Source organism: Bacteroides timonensis (assembly GCF_000513195.1).
GTDB lineage: Bacteria > Bacteroidota > Bacteroidia > Bacteroidales > Bacteroidaceae > Bacteroides > Bacteroides timonensis.
On the sequence record NZ_CBVI010000144.1, the window covers coordinates 24,698 to 39,296 of the forward strand.

Annotated in this window: 11 protein-coding genes; 9 read left to right on the top strand and 2 right to left on the bottom strand. The window is 45.8% G+C overall.

All coding sequences use genetic code 11. The features are described 5' to 3' along the window. Nucleotides 1-68: 68 nt before the first annotated feature. Nucleotides 69-2,654, top strand: coding sequence for a hypothetical protein (locus BN161_RS24860; protein ID WP_044271400.1), 2,586 nt, complete (start codon nucleotides 69-71; stop codon nucleotides 2,652-2,654). On the opposite strand, the gene BN161_RS24865 is transcribed toward BN161_RS24860, so the two are convergent. Both BN161_RS24865 and BN161_RS24870 read right to left on the bottom strand, forming a co-directional pair. Continuing rightward, entirely contained in the window at nucleotides 2,651-3,883 is a 1,233-nt protein-coding gene (locus BN161_RS24865) for a glycoside hydrolase family 71/99-like protein (RefSeq protein ID WP_044271403.1), read from the bottom strand. The two genes, BN161_RS24860 and BN161_RS24865, sit on opposite strands and share 4 nt — an antisense overlap. A 35-nt stretch (nucleotides 3,884-3,918) precedes the next feature. Continuing rightward, nucleotides 3,919-6,348 (bottom strand): glycoside hydrolase family 95 protein, encoded by a 2,430-nt coding sequence (locus BN161_RS24870; protein ID WP_044271405.1) that lies wholly within the window; start codon nucleotides 6,346-6,348, stop codon nucleotides 3,919-3,921. Nucleotides 6,349-7,140: 792 nt separating this feature from the next. On the opposite strand from BN161_RS24870, the gene BN161_RS24875 reads away from it, so the two are divergent. From BN161_RS24875 to BN161_RS24910, 8 genes are all read left to right on the top strand, one after another. After that, the gene (locus BN161_RS24875; RefSeq protein ID WP_044271407.1) at nucleotides 7,141-8,388 is read left to right on the top strand and encodes a glutamate-5-semialdehyde dehydrogenase; all 1,248 of its coding nucleotides are present in this window, start codon (nucleotides 7,141-7,143) and stop codon (nucleotides 8,386-8,388) included. A gap of 24 nt (nucleotides 8,389-8,412) precedes the next feature. Then, the gene (locus tag BN161_RS24880) at nucleotides 8,413-9,366 is read left to right on the top strand and encodes a Rossmann-fold NAD(P)-binding domain-containing protein (RefSeq protein ID WP_044271408.1); all 954 of its coding nucleotides are present in this window, start codon (nucleotides 8,413-8,415) and stop codon (nucleotides 9,364-9,366) included. Nucleotides 9,367-9,536: 170 nt separating this feature from the next. Further along, nucleotides 9,537-10,178: a PASTA domain-containing protein gene (locus BN161_RS24885; RefSeq protein WP_044271410.1), complete on the top strand. Its 642-nt coding sequence runs from the start codon at nucleotides 9,537-9,539 to the stop codon at nucleotides 10,176-10,178. Between the two features lie 49 nt (nucleotides 10,179-10,227). Then, nucleotides 10,228-11,301, top strand: coding sequence for an RluA family pseudouridine synthase (locus tag BN161_RS24890; protein ID WP_044271413.1), 1,074 nt, complete (start codon nucleotides 10,228-10,230; stop codon nucleotides 11,299-11,301). Continuing rightward, on the top strand, nucleotides 11,298-12,272 hold the full coding sequence (locus tag BN161_RS24895; protein ID WP_044271416.1) for a D-alanine--D-alanine ligase: 975 nt from the start codon (nucleotides 11,298-11,300) through the stop codon (nucleotides 12,270-12,272). Before BN161_RS24890 ends, BN161_RS24895 begins: the two co-directional genes overlap by 4 nt. A 41-nt stretch (nucleotides 12,273-12,313) precedes the next feature. Further along, a complete protein-coding gene (locus BN161_RS24900) occupies nucleotides 12,314-13,471 on the top strand; it encodes a hypothetical protein (RefSeq protein ID WP_044271417.1) in 1,158 nt (385 codons plus the stop codon). Between the two features lie 8 nt (nucleotides 13,472-13,479). Further along, nucleotides 13,480-14,169, top strand: coding sequence for a NigD1/NigD2 family lipoprotein (locus tag BN161_RS24905; RefSeq protein ID WP_044271420.1), 690 nt, complete (start codon nucleotides 13,480-13,482; stop codon nucleotides 14,167-14,169). A gap of 1 nt (nucleotide 14,170) precedes the next feature. Next, nucleotides 14,171-14,560, top strand: coding sequence for a rhodanese-like domain-containing protein (locus BN161_RS24910; RefSeq protein ID WP_007217050.1), 390 nt, complete (start codon nucleotides 14,171-14,173; stop codon nucleotides 14,558-14,560). Nucleotides 14,561-14,599: the final 39 nt, after the last annotated feature.

Sequence of the window (14,599 nt, forward strand, 5' to 3'; positions counted from 1 at the left end):
TTAGTAATTGCTTTTCACCGAAAAATATTACTTTTGTCCAAGCTAATACTTCATTAAGGAACTTCAGAATGAAAAAGACACTATCTATATTCTTCCTTTTATCTATATGCTTGAACTCAATAGCCCAGCTTCCTGAATATGGCCTGCATATCCAGTCCTACCCACTTCAGAACTCCGAGTTCACCAGTATGGCATTAGAAGATGGAAAGCCCATAGATACCAAAGGAGAAAAAGTCACCCTGAACTTTAACCTTTGGATCAGACCGGATAATGTATTCGGAACCGTGTTCCGAATTATTACAAACGACAATAAAAATATAGATTTAATGTACAGCGTGGGTGAGAATGACAGGCGTTTCCCCATTCTGGTCACCGGAGATGCCGTACATCCCATCCAGAAAGAAGCAAGACGTGAAACCTGGGTTTCAGTCAGCCTGACTTTTGACCCCAAAGACGGGAATATAACAGTACTTTACGACAGCACACAAATTAATGTCAACTATCCGGCATTAATGGGTGCACAAGGAATACGCATTGCTTTCGGTTATTGTCCTTTCGATGATTTCGTGTTAGATGATGTAGCTTCCGTTAACCTGAAAGATATCAGTCTGAAACGCGGGAACCAGGAAATCCGTCTATGGAAAATGGCACGTCATAATGGAGACATTTGTTATGATGAAACATCTCATAAGCCCGCTTCCGGCAAGAATACACAGTGGATTATCGACCAATACATTACCTGGAAGAAAATCTATTCACAACATTTTGCCACCTCTCCTTCCATTGCGTTCGATCCTACTGTCGCCACGTTCTATATAGCCAACGACAATAAGAAACTATATGTTTTTCACGCAGATGAAAAAGTAACAGATTCCATACGGGTGAAAGGTGGAAAATTCGTAGCAAACTATCCGAACCAGCTTATCTACATCCCCCAACGCCATCAGTTGCTATCCTACAATCTGAATGAAAATCTTTATTCGGCATTCGATTCTAATGCCCAGAGTTGGAAAGGGACGCAGGCTCCCGTCGCGGAACATGACTATTGGAACAATACGCTCGTCTACAATCCCTCCAACTCCTCACTAATCAGCTTTGGCGGATATGGACATTATCACTATAACAATAGACTACTAATCAGTTACCCGTATGAAAACACACCGCAACGGCATATCAATCTGACTAATATCCATCCCCGGTATTCCTCCAGTTCCGCTCTTGTGGACAGTACACTTTATATCTTCGGCGGTCGTGGTTGTCCGTCTGGACGCCAGGAATTATCTCCCCGGAATTATTATGATCTTTATTCGGTCAACTTACTCACCCAACAGGTCAACAAGCTATGGGAAGCCCCTCAAAATCCGGATAATGGAGACTTCCAACCTGGCGAGAATATGATTTATGACTCGGAAAAAGACTGTTTCTATTTCTTCTGTACACAATTAGGTGGTATCCTGATGAGAATCGATACAAAAACGCCACACTTCGAGCCCATGTCATTGCCCATGGGGCTGAAATTCCCTGGACAATATCTATACAGTAATCTATATTATTCCCCAAAACAGAAGAAACTATACCTGGCTGTACATCAGGCCGAAGTCAGTGGAAAAGCAGATATAGACATCTATGAACTGAATTTTCCTCCTATTCCCGTTTCATCATTCAAACAGTCCGAAGTGTCTGAAGCCCAGACTGCCGGTAGCAATAATCTCTATGTTTGGCTATGCATTATCGGAGGTTTGCTTGTTATCGGGATAGGAACCCTTTATTACAGAAAGAAGCATACCATACTCGCCCGGAATGAGGAAAGTAAATCTCAGAAGACAAATTTGACCGGCAAGGCTCCCAATACTCTCCAGGGACAAGAGAAGCCGGAAATCAAGATTGATATGCCTATCAACATGTCCGTCCCCACATTTCATAACTATGACTTCTCCAGGAAATGCATTTGTTTTTTTGGTGGCTTCCGTGTCATTGACAAGGAAGGAAATGATATTACATTTTCCTTTACCCCTACCCTCAAATACTTATTGATATTATTGATTCTTTATACGGGAAAAGACTCCAAAGGTATCATTGGAAACAAGTTGATTCAACTGTTGTGGTATGATAAAACGGAAGAATCCGCTAAAAACAACCGTAATGTATATATGAGTAAGCTTCGCAGTCTGCTGGACAAAGTGGGTGACATCAAGATTTTGAATCAGAATGGCTTCTGGAGCATACAATTCGAGAATGGCACCATTTGCGACTACCTGGAGGCTCTCCATTTATACAACAAGAACAATAGTCAGGATCTGGAAAAGTTATTGGAGCTGTTATTGCGCGGTATGATGCTTCCTAACATTGAGACTGATTGGATCGATACATTCAAGAATGATTTCTCCAATGACACCATCGACTTGTTATGCCGATTATTAAAGCAGGAGGATCTTTCGGACACGCTGAAATTGCAGATAGCGGACACCCTATTCCAGCATGACTACATCAATGAGGAAGCCCTCTGCATAAAGTGCCGCATTCTTTGCCAACAGGGAAAGAAAGGACTTGCTAAAACCGTTTACGATGCTTTCTGTAAAGAATATGCAGCTTCATTGGGAACTACATACAAATATTCCCTAATGGAAATCATTGATGAACAGAACAAGAACTAACGTACCGGTTGCTTCATCTCCAACGGTATTTCCTTACGCAACATTTTACCGGCCTGACCCACCAGCCACAAATAATGATCACCACCAATGCCTTCCTCAATGGGTACAAATGTACTGGCACCTACGGGAACCTTTTTAGCACATTTAAAGATAGCCGTACCTTCATCTATCTCATCAAACATAGCTACATAAAGCATTTCCGCACCTTCCTTCAGAGCTCCGGACAACTGCTTCCAAAGGAACGAACCTTTGTTACGCGGTATCTGCACACTGTTTTCGTGCCCCTTCATATTACGCCAGGAGAATCCCGGAAAAGCCAAAGGTGCATAATCCACTTTATTCTTTTTCGCCCACTCGATGTCACCTTTAATCAGTTTCTGATAACGGGGATACGAGTCTTCATTATACCGTCCAACAAACCAGGGCATCACAACATCACACCGTTTTATCAACTCATGCAGACGAGGGTCCGATTCGGTATCCCCACTCAATTCGCGCCAGTGCGTAGGCACTCCCAGCATCACACTAAAGCCCTGTGCCTTCAAACCATTGATAATCTTTTCGGCTTCATCCAGACCGTAACGGCGGTGATCATTGAAACCTACTCCCCAGACCGTAACCAGCGGTTTTCCATTATGATACAGATAAGAGGGATTCTTGGCATGATCTTTCAGAGAATGACGTTTAGCCACATCGGCAATATCTTTCAGCAAAACATCCTCATCACTGGGACGCATACCACTTAAATCATACATGACACAAATGGCACGCTCGTATTTATTGGCTGCTTTCATGGCAGAGTTCAAAACAGTATTGAAATGCTTCAAACCACTCTCACCACGGATTTCCCCGACAAAACGCTGCATAAACACACCATCCAATCCATATTCTTTCATCCATCTGAAATGAGTATCTACCGTAGACTCATCGTGCGAAGAGAAAGTATAGGCGGGCGTTCCGTCTGCAAACTTGAACTCCGTCTTATACAGTTTTTTATACTCCGATACTTCCGGCCAGAAGTCAATCGTACAAGAACCGGGGCGAAAGCCATCGTGTCCGGTATAGTGATACCACCCCCGATTGGCGCCATCATCAGGGGCATTAAACCACCCCTGATAACCGGCCATCACCAATCCTTTGTACGAATTGTACTGTTTACCGGCAGCCTGCGCCGTAATACCTATTGAAAACAACAAGCATACAATAAACCAATTTAGTCTTTTTACCATAACCTATTTCTATTTCTTATTCGTAATATCGATTGTCAGAATGCTCTGTGCAATGTGTACTTTTCTCCCGGTTGTGTCTGTATATCATACTCATAAATCTTATACAAGAGAGGATATTGCGCCCTTAATCCGGCAGCGACCAGCGGTTCCTTAATATCTCCGCGCTTCATCAACGGATTCGGATTATCACCTTTCGCTTCCTTAAGACCTACACCTTCCAACGGCACATACGAACGTATACGCAGATTGCCGCCAATGCGTGAGGTTACGGTAGCCGTAGTCAATTCACCGCCATCCCAGTCTATGTCCACTTCAAAAGCACCGCGGGCTACCAGACCTTTTACACTACCCTTGTTCCAATCCTGAGGCAAGGCGGGCAATAAATGTAAAGCCTCATCATGACTTTGAAGTAACATCTCAGCTACACCGGCTGTGAAACCGAAGTTTCCATCAATCTGGAAAGGCGGATGCGCGTCAAACATATTCGGATAAGTACGTCCGTCAGGATTATCCTTTTCCACCAGCTTCAACATATTCTTGATAATCTTATAAGCATGATCACCGTCGAGCAGACGTGCCCACAGATTGATTTTCCAACCGATTGACCACCCTGTAGCCATGTCACCCCGATAGAGAAGTGAGCGTTTAGCTGCCTGGAAAAGCTGCGGATGCGCATAAGGGGAAATCTGATTACTGGGATAAAGCCCGTACAAATGGGAAACATGACGATGGTCATTATTCGGATCATCCACATCCGCCAGCCACTCCTGCAGCTGATTATACTTACCTATCTGCATAGGCGGCAAACGCTTAATCATACTTTGCAGACTGTCCCGATAGGAGGTATTAGCTGGATACAGCAGTTGGGTAGCCGACAGTACGGAAGTCAACGCATCCAGCACGATCTGAGTGTCCATCGTACATCCGGCAGTAATCATTGTACCGGTTCCCGGAGGGCCCTGTTCGGGAGACATAGAAGGAGCACAGACCATCCAGCCATATTTAGGATGTTCCACCAGGAAATCGAGGAAGAAATCAGCCGCCCCCTTCAAAGCCGGATAAGCAGTTTTCAGGAATGCCTGATCGCCTGTATAAAGATAATGTTGCCACAGATGTTGGCTCAGCCAAGCGCCACCCAACGGCCAGACATACGAAGCACCATCCACAGGTCCGGCCATACGCCACAGATCCGTGTTATGATGTACAGTCCACCCACGGCAGTCGTACAAGGTGCGTGCTGTGCCTTGTGCCGACTCTGACAATTCTTTCACCATCTGGAACATCGGTTCATGCATTTCCGGGAGATTTGTCACTTCTGCCGGCCAGTAGTTCATCTCCGTATTGATATTGATGGTGTACTTTCCATCCCACGGAGCCAATAGTTCATGATTCCAGATGCCTTGCAGTCCGGCAGGCTGTCCGCCGGGTTGCGAAGAGGATATAAGTAGGTAACGCCCGAACTGGAACATCAACGCCACCAAGCCCAAATCTTTCCTTTCATTGAAATGCTTGATACGGTAAGATGTTTCTTCCTGACTGGAGGGGCCGATATTCAGAGAGACACGTCCGAAAAGCTTTTGATAGGCTCCTTCATGAGCAGTAAGCGCCTGGGCATAAGGGCGCTTCATGGCTTTTGCCAGAAACTCCGTTGCCCGACGGGTTTCATTGGCACTTACATCTTTATAATTGACAAAGTTGGTTGCAGCCGTCACATAAATCACAGCAGCATCTGCGCCTTTCACTTCAATGCAATCATTGGTGACATTGACTTTACCCTTCTCCGCCTTTATCTGTGTGCGGGTTTCAAAACGAATAGCTCCAGGAATGCCTTCGTGCGCCGAACCATGTCCGGACAACAGGAGGCTCTTGCCATTCTTCTTTATCTCGTACTCTTTATACGGGGTACTATATCTGGTTGTAAAATTGACTGCACCGGGTTTATCCGCCTCGATACGGATGATCAAAGCATTATCTACCAAAGAAGTGAATATGGTACGGGTATAATTCACTTCGCCTATCTTATACCGCACGGATGCGACCGCCCGTTCCAAATCTAAATCCCTGCGATAATTGGAGTAATCGACATGTCCATCAAATTCCAGCATCAAACTGCCAATCGTCTGGAAAGGCATGCCATGCTGCCCGGTAAAGAAGTTATCAGCCATAACCTTTTCGGCTTCTTTCTCATGTCCGGCAAAAATAAGTTCCCTGACCTTGGGCAATACACCGAATGCCTTCGGACTATCGTTGCGATGAGGGCCACCGCCCCAGACAGTCTCCTCATTCAACTGTATCTGTTCGTTAACTACTCCGCCATAGACCATGGCGCCCAAACGTGAATTACCCAAAGGTAATGCTTCGGTCCATACTTTGGCAGGTTGCTGATACCAGAGTTTTAAGTCATCAGCTTTAGCCATCAAGCAGCAAGCACAGACAATGCACAGACCTATCAAACGGTTTTTCATGATTCTTTAAGTTTATGTTTTCCGAAATGCAAAGAAAAGTGCGACCCATTAATAATATCAATGAAAAAACATTAATATCGACTTAAAATAGAATTAATAAGGATTAATGTCGAAAATAATTCATTTTTGTCGGGTTATGAACAAAACGATAATCCGATATGATAAGCGCCTCTAATATAAATAATAAATATTTATAAAACAAAACATTTTCGAGATCAGTCGCATACTTAGGGGGTCTCAGTATGATACTTAGGATACCTTAGTATCATATTGAGGTACCCTAAGTATGATACTGAGATAGTCTGATTACAACACGCTTGATAATCAAGTATTTACAAAACTAATCTTTGGTGGTTATAAATTAGAACAAATAAACTATTGAAATAATGAATTAATTCGTTTCTATAGGAAAATGAGCAAATATCCGAAAAAGGATTGAAATTTTGAAAATCACTTTGCTTTTGATAATATAATACTACAATAAGACACTGCTCCGCCTACCCTTAAACCTCCCCAAAACCTGTGTTAGGGAAAGTCGTTACCTTTGCCACCCTCAGTCGTTACCTTTCCACACCCCCTCTCTGGGGGGGTGCTGTAGAGGCGATTTTAATGATGATACTCTGTTTACGGCTAAGGAATGAGAAGTGGTAAAAAAAACAGGATGTATGGAAACGAATGACCTGTCATTCATTATTATTAATATCGGAAATTGTTCATTTCTGATGGATAAAGCAGGCATTCCCGATATAATTATTACATTTGCAGGGTAATCGATAAAAGAAGTATAAGGAAATGGACTTAAACAAAGTATTTGCCACCGTGCAGGAAGCCAGCCGGGAATTGTTATCACTGAGCGATAAAGAAATCAATCAGATACTATCGGCTGTAGCGGACGCTGCCCTGGCAAAATCGGACTTCATCCTCGCTGAGAACAAGAAGGACCTGGAAAGAATGGATCCGAAAGATCCGAAATACGACCGGCTGAAACTGACCGTAGAACGCCTGCAAGGCATCGCTGCCGATACACGCAATGTAGCAACCCTTCCCTCACCAGTGGGACGCACGCTGAAAGAGCACACACATCCCCAGGGAATGAGGCTCAGAAAGGTAAGTGTCCCGTTTGGCGTCATCGGCATTGTATACGAAGCACGCCCCAACGTGAGTTTCGACGTATTCTCCCTCTGCCTGAAAAGCGGAAATGCCTGCATACTGAAAGGCGGTAGTGATGCCGACTCCTCCAACCGAGCCATTATCAACGTGATACACGAAGTACTGGAACATTTCAACATCAACCCGCACATCGTAGAATTACTGCCCGCCGACCGGGAAGCTACAGCCGAGTTGCTGAATGCCCGGGGGTATGTAGACTTACTTATTCCGCGTGGCAGCAGTAGCCTCATCAACTTTGTACGTCAAAATGCCACCATACCCGTCATTGAAACAGGCGCAGGTATCTGCCATACTTTCTTCGACCGCTACGGTGATGTAGAGAAAGGTGCAGCTATCATCAACAATGCCAAAACGCGCCGCGTCAGCGTATGCAATGCTCTGGACTGTCTGTTGATTGACGGTGACCGCCTCAACGATCTGCCGGCACTTTGCGCACCGTTGCAAAAAAGCTATGTGATAATCTATGCGGATATGTACGCATACAACGCACTGAAGGGAAGCTATCCTGCGGAGCTACTGAAGGAGGCTACGGAGGAAGACTTCGGTACGGAATTTCTGGACTACAAGATGTCCATTAAAACCGTTCAGTCCATTCGTGAAGCCATAGCACATATTCAGAAATACGGTTCCAAACACAGCGAATGTATTGTAACCGAAGATAAGGCCCGTGCCGAGTGGTTCTGTCGTGATGTGGACGCCGCCTGCGTATACGTCAACGTACCGACTTCCTTTACAGACGGAGCGCAGTTCGGTCTGGGTGCCGAAATCGGTATCAGCACGCAGAAGCTGCATGCCCGCGGTCCCATGGCTCTGGAAGAACTGACCACGTACAAGTGGATTGTCGAAGGAGAAGGACAGGTAAGGAAGTGAAATTATAAATCATAAATATATATCATGAAGAAGTTTACTTGTGTGCAGGACATCGGAAACCTGAAAGCTGCACTGGATGAAGCATTTGAGATTAAGAAAGACCGTTTTAAATACGTAGAGTTGGGACGGAACAAGACGTTGATGATGATTTTCTTCAACTCCAGCTTACGTACCCGTCTCAGCACACAGAAAGCGGCTACGAATCTGGGTATGAATGTTATCGTGCTGGACATCAACCAGGGAGCATGGAAACTGGAGACGGAACGCGGTGTCATCATGGATGGAGACAAACCCGAACATCTACTGGAGGCTATTCCTGTGATGGGTTGCTACTGCGACATCATCGGTGTACGTTCGTTCGCCCGCTTCGAAAACAAAGAGGATGACTATAACGAGGTAATCATAAACCAGTTCATCCAACATTCCGGTCGCCCGGTGTTCTCAATGGAAGCAGCTACCCGCCATCCGTTGCAAAGCTTTGCCGACCTCATCACAATTGAAGAATACAAGAAGACGGCACGCCCTAAAGTGGTAATGAGCTGGGCACCGCATCCGCGCCCATTGCCCCAAGCCGTGCCTAATTCATTTGCCGAATGGATGAACGCCACGGATTATGATTTCGTCATCACCCATCCCGAAGGTTACGAACTTGCTCCGCAATTCGTAGGAAATGCCCGTGTGGAATATGATCAGATGAAAGCCTTCGAAGGCGCTGACTTCGTCTATGCCAAGAACTGGGCGGCTTATGCCGGAGATAATTACGGACAGATCCTAAGCAAAGATCGTGAATGGACCGTAAGCGACCGCCAGATGGCAGTAACCAACAATGCTTATTTCATGCACTGCCTGCCCGTGCGCCGCAATATGATTGTAACAGATGATGTCATCGAAAGTCCGCAATCTATTGTCATCCCCGAAGCGGCTAATCGTGAAATATCAGCTACGGTAGTATTAAAGAGACTGCTTGAGTCACTCTGAACTGAATAAGGAGTTAGAAGGAGTTAGAGGAGTTCTAACTTCTTTAACTCCCGAGCGAAGTGATAACTTCTTTCTCCTTTAAAAAAGCTCCTCAGCATCAAAAATAAGCAAGCATATTTTGTACTGCTTTCGGTTTGCATTATCTTTGTCCCCAAACAACGCCAAGGATTATGACTATAAAAGAGTTTTTTTCTTTCAAACAGAATAAGTTTTTCTGGATAAACCTGATCGCAATGGTCATTGTGGTTGCCCTTGTACTGTTTGGAGTGCTGAAGGGACTGGATATATACACCCGTCACGGTGAAGCGGTAGTAGTGCCCAACGTGAAAGGTATGGGAGTGGCAGAAGCCGAGAAAATGTTCCGTAACCAAGGCCTTACCTGCATCGTTTCCGACTCCAGCTACGTAAAGAACTTACCAGCCGGATGCATCCTCGAACACAATCCTGCCGCCGGGCAGAAAGTGAAGGAAGGACGCACCATCTATCTGACCATAAACACCCTGAGTACCCCTTTGCTAATCGTTCCCAATGTAGCGGACAACAGTTCCATGCGCCAAGCACAGGCACACCTGCTGGCGGCCGGCTTCAAACTGTCCGAGAACGAACGCATAGCCGGAGAAAAAGACTGGGTATACGGTGTGAAATATAAAGGCCGTACACTGACCAACGGTGAAAAAGTACCTGTAGGTGCCACACTTACACTAATTGTGGGAGACGGTGGAGAACTTCCTCAGGAAGGGGATTCTACAGCAGTAGAAGCTACCACCCCTACCTCCTCTAAAGATTCCGCAGCAGACGAGTCCTGGTTTTAAACTCGATCATACGGGGAATAATAACAATAACACATAGAAAGAACAAGGAATGATAGAAGATTTGCCGGACGACATAGTGACTGAGGATGATCTGGACGACATAGAACCTGTCGGTGATGAAGCCCAACTCTATGAACACTTCCGCGTGGTAGTGGATAGAGGACAGGAAATGATGCGCGTAGACAAATACCTGTTCGACCGCCTGACAAACGCTTCGCGCAACCGCATACAGAAATCAGCGGAAGCCGGTTTCGTAATGGCTAACAACAAACCAGTCAAGAGCAGCTACAAGGTGAAACCGATGGATGTCATCACCATCATGATGGATCGTCCGCGTTATGAAAACGAAGTCATTCCCGAAGATATTCCACTTAATATAGTCTACGAGGATAAATACCTCATGGTAGTGAACAAACCTGCCGGACTGGTGGTACACCCCGGGCATGGAAACTACCAGGGGACTTTAGTGAACGCCATCGCCTGGCACATGAAAGATAATCCTGACTACGATGCCAACGACCCGCACGTTGGTCTGGTTCATCGCATCGATAAAGACACTTCCGGGCTGCTCGTCATAGCCAAAACACCGGATGCCAAAACCAACCTCGGTATGCAGTTCTTCAACAAAACCACCAAACGACGCTACCGCGCCCTGGTGTGGGGAACCGTTGAACAGGACGAGGGAACCATCACCGGAAACATTGGCCGGAATCCCAGAGACCGCATGCAGATGACCGTTCTGCCCGATGATCAGGGAAAGCATGCCGTGACCCATTACCGGGTTCTGGAGCGTCTGGGCTATGTCACTCTTGTAGAATGCATTCTTGAAACGGGACGTACCCATCAGATACGTGTTCACATGAAACATATCGGCCATGTACTCTTCAATGATGAGCGCTACGGCGGTCACGAGATTCTGAAAGGTACCCATTTCAGTAAATACAAACAATTTGTAAATAACTGCTTCGATACTTGTCCACGGCAGGCATTACACGCCATGACACTGGGTTTTGTACATCCCGCCACCGGCGAAAAGATGTACTTCACCTCCGAAATACCCGAAGACATGACCTTGCTGATAGACAAATGGAGAGGCTACATCAGTAACAGAGATTTAGAATGAAACGCACGATTGCTATTGTTGGCGGAGGCGATACCTCCGAATTTCAAGTTTCCCTGCGCAGCGCACAGGGAATCTACTCCTTTATCAATAAGGAAAAGTACACATTATATATTGTGGAGATACACGGACTCGACTGGCACGTGCAACTGCCCGACGGCGGCAAAGCGCCCATTGACCGGAATGACTTCAGTTTTCAGATGAATGGCAGGAAGGTAACATTCGACTTTGCCTACATCACCATTCACGGCACTCCGGGTGAGGACGGACGCTTGCAAGGCTATTTCGATCTCCTTCACATCCCCTACTCATGTTGTGGTGTACTGGCAGCAGCACTTACGTATGATAAGTTTGCCTGCAACCAATATCTCAAAGTTTTTGGAGTACGCATAGCAGAATCCTTAGTGCTTCGCCAGGGACAATCCATTTCCGATGAAGATGTGATTGAAAAGATAGGTTTGCCCTGTTTCATCAAACCCAGCCTAGGAGGTTCCAGCTTTGGCGTAACGAAAGTTAAGACGAAAGAACAAATACAGCCTGCCATTGTTAAGGCATTCGATGAAGCGCAAGAAGTTCTGATAGAAGCCTACATGGAAGGCACCGAAGTGACCTGCGGTTGTTATAAGACTAAAGAGAAGTCAGTCGTATTCCCTATCACCGAAGTAGTGACCGAAAATGAATTCTTCGACTACGACGCCAAGTACAACGGACAGGTTTCCGAAATCACCCCAGCCCGCATCTCCGATGACCTGACGCACCGGATACAGACACTGACTTCCGCCATTTACGATATCCTGGGCGCTTCAGGTATCATTCGTGTGGACTACATCATCACTGCCGGAGATAAAGTCAATCTGCTGGAAGTGAACACCACGCCCGGAATGACGGCTACCAGCTTCATACCCCAGCAAGTACGTGCCGCAGGATTAGACATTAAGGATGTAATGACTGATATAATCGAGAACCAGTTTTAGTGACTAACCTACTAATCGCTAATCACTAAACGTTAATCATTATGAATATGGAATTTGATGAAATCCGCCCTTATCATGACGAGGAGCTTCCTCAGATTTACGAGGAACTGATTGCCGATCCGGCTTTCCAGCAGGTGGCGTCTGCTGTTTTCCCGGAAGTTCCCTTTGAGGCACTTGCGCAGAAAATGCGTACATGCAAGACGAAGTTGGAGTTTCAGAAAGCATTCTGTTACACAATCCTGAAAAGATTTGCCAGAGATACGACACAGGGAGTAACTCTGGACCTTACGGCACAGACGGACAAGACATCCGCTTATACTTATATCTCCAACCACCGCGATATCATTCTCGACTCCGGTTTCCTGTCCGTAGAGTTGATAGACAAAGGTATGGATACAGTAGAAATTGCCATCGGCGATAACCTGCTGATCTATCCCTGGATTAAGAAGTTCGTGCGTGTCAACAAATCATTCATAGTACAACGTGCCCTGACCATGCGCCAAATGCTGGAATCTTCCGGACGCATGTCGCGCTATATGCACCACACTATTAAGGATAAGAACCAGTCCATCTGGATAGCTCAACGTGAAGGGCGTGCCAAAGACTCAAACGACCGTACTCAAGAAAGCGTTCTCAAGATGCTGGCTATGGGCGGTGAGGGTGACATCATCGACCGCCTGATTGAAATGAACATCCTTCCATTGGCCATTTCGTACGAATACGATCCTTGTGATTACCTGAAAGCACAGGAGTTCCAACAGAAACGCGATATACCGGACTACAAGAAGACGCAGGAAGACGACCTGAAGAATATGCAGACCGGCTTGTTCGGACCTAAAGGACGCGTGCACTTCCAGGTAGCATCGTGCATCAATGAAGAGCTGGAAAAGCTGGACCGTTCTCTTTCCAAACCCGAACTGTTTTCATTGATCTCCGCCCTTATAGATCGGAGAATCCATGCAAACTATCGTATGTATCCCGGCAATTACATAGCTCACGATTATTTGTCGGGCACCCAGGCCTTCGCCGGTCATTATACCGCCGAAGAGAAAAAACACTTCACTGACTACATCGACCAGCAACTTACACGCATTGAACTGCCCAATAAAGACATCCCGTTCCTGCGCGAAAAGATGTTGTTGATGTATGCCAATCCACTGACGAATTATTTGGCTACAAGAACTGATAATCCGAAATAGAGTAATATATGAAAGGTAAGCTACAATTTCCGGTTTCTTTATGCTGGTTTCTTCCCGTACTGGTATTCATGCTGGTTTCCTGCGGCGATGACGATGATTATCATTATCCGTCCGTAAAACTGGACTTCCTGACTGCACAGGCCGGTGCCGACGGCAGCCTGCAATCCGTGCTGACGGATGAAGGCGAAACACTTGCAATAGTGGAAGACGCGTCGAAAACACGTATAGACGCTAATGCCTCTGCCCGCATTGTCAGCAACTATGGCAAGGCGGAAGCTGCCGATGGGACATCCGGAGTGAAATTGTATGCAGTATTGAGTGCCATATCGCCTGTACCGCAGTCTGCGGATAAATTTAAGGATGGAATCAAGCGTGATCCGGCAGATATACTGAGTATCTGGATGGGGATTGATTACCTGAACATAATGCTGGAAATCAAGTCGCAGAACGGAAAGCACTCGTTCCATTTCATTGAGGACGAAGTCACCACGGATAAAGAAGCAGGAACCCGGACGGTACGTCTGTCTCTCTATCATGATGATGGCGGAGATGTGCAGGCATACACGAAACATGCATATGCATCCGTTCCGTTACGGCAATATGCAGAGGATGGAATTGATAAAGTTACAATCTATTTCAGCTTAAACACGTATTCCGGCAAAGAAGTAACTTATGAATTTGAATATAATCCCCAGTAAGATGAAAATAAATTCTTTGATTGCAGGCATCTGTCTATTCTTCTCCTCTCTTTTCTCCTGTCAGCAGAAAGGAGATTTCAAGTCTGTATCCGTGGAAGATTTCTCCACGCTGATAGCCAATCCTGAGATACAGCGTCTGGATGTACGCACCGTAGCCGAATACTCGGAGTCACACATTCCCAAAAGCATCAACATCAATGTGCTTGATAAGACTTTTGCGGAAATAGCCGACTCCACTCTACAGAAAGATAAACCCGTTGCTTTGTATTGTCGTAGTGGTAAACGCAGTAAAAAGGCTGCCGCTATACTCAGCGAAAAGGGATACGTGGTTTACGACCTCGACAAAGGTTTCGAAGAATGGAAAAAAGCCGGAAAGGAAATAGAGGAATAATAAGGGAAAAACGTTGGTGGAAAGAATACGTTTCTGTTC

Bases quoted from the DNA above. Each gene is read 5' to 3' on its own strand.
- BN161_RS24860 (WP_044271400.1), top strand. From the start codon at position 69: ATGAAAAAGACACTATCTATATTCTTCCTTTTATCTATATGCTTGAAC.
- BN161_RS24875 (WP_044271407.1), top strand. From the start codon at position 7,141: ATGGACTTAAACAAAGTATTTGCCACCGTGCAGGAAGCCAGCCGGGAA.
- BN161_RS24890 (WP_044271413.1), top strand. From the start codon at position 10,228: ATGATAGAAGATTTGCCGGACGACATAGTGACTGAGGATGATCTGGAC.
- BN161_RS24895 (WP_044271416.1), top strand. From the start codon at position 11,298: ATGAAACGCACGATTGCTATTGTTGGCGGAGGCGATACCTCCGAATTT.
- BN161_RS24870 (WP_044271405.1), bottom strand. From the start codon at position 6,348: ATGAAAAACCGTTTGATAGGTCTGTGCATTGTCTGTGCTTGCTGCTTG.
- BN161_RS24905 (WP_044271420.1), top strand. From the start codon at position 13,480: ATGAAAGGTAAGCTACAATTTCCGGTTTCTTTATGCTGGTTTCTTCCC.
- BN161_RS24865 (WP_044271403.1), bottom strand. From the start codon at position 3,883: ATGGTAAAAAGACTAAATTGGTTTATTGTATGCTTGTTGTTTTCAATA.
- BN161_RS24880 (WP_044271408.1), top strand. From the start codon at position 8,413: ATGAAGAAGTTTACTTGTGTGCAGGACATCGGAAACCTGAAAGCTGCA.
- BN161_RS24910 (WP_007217050.1), top strand. From the start codon at position 14,171: ATGAAAATAAATTCTTTGATTGCAGGCATCTGTCTATTCTTCTCCTCT.
- BN161_RS24900 (WP_044271417.1), top strand. From the start codon at position 12,314: ATGAATATGGAATTTGATGAAATCCGCCCTTATCATGACGAGGAGCTT.
- BN161_RS24885 (WP_044271410.1), top strand. From the start codon at position 9,537: ATGACTATAAAAGAGTTTTTTTCTTTCAAACAGAATAAGTTTTTCTGG.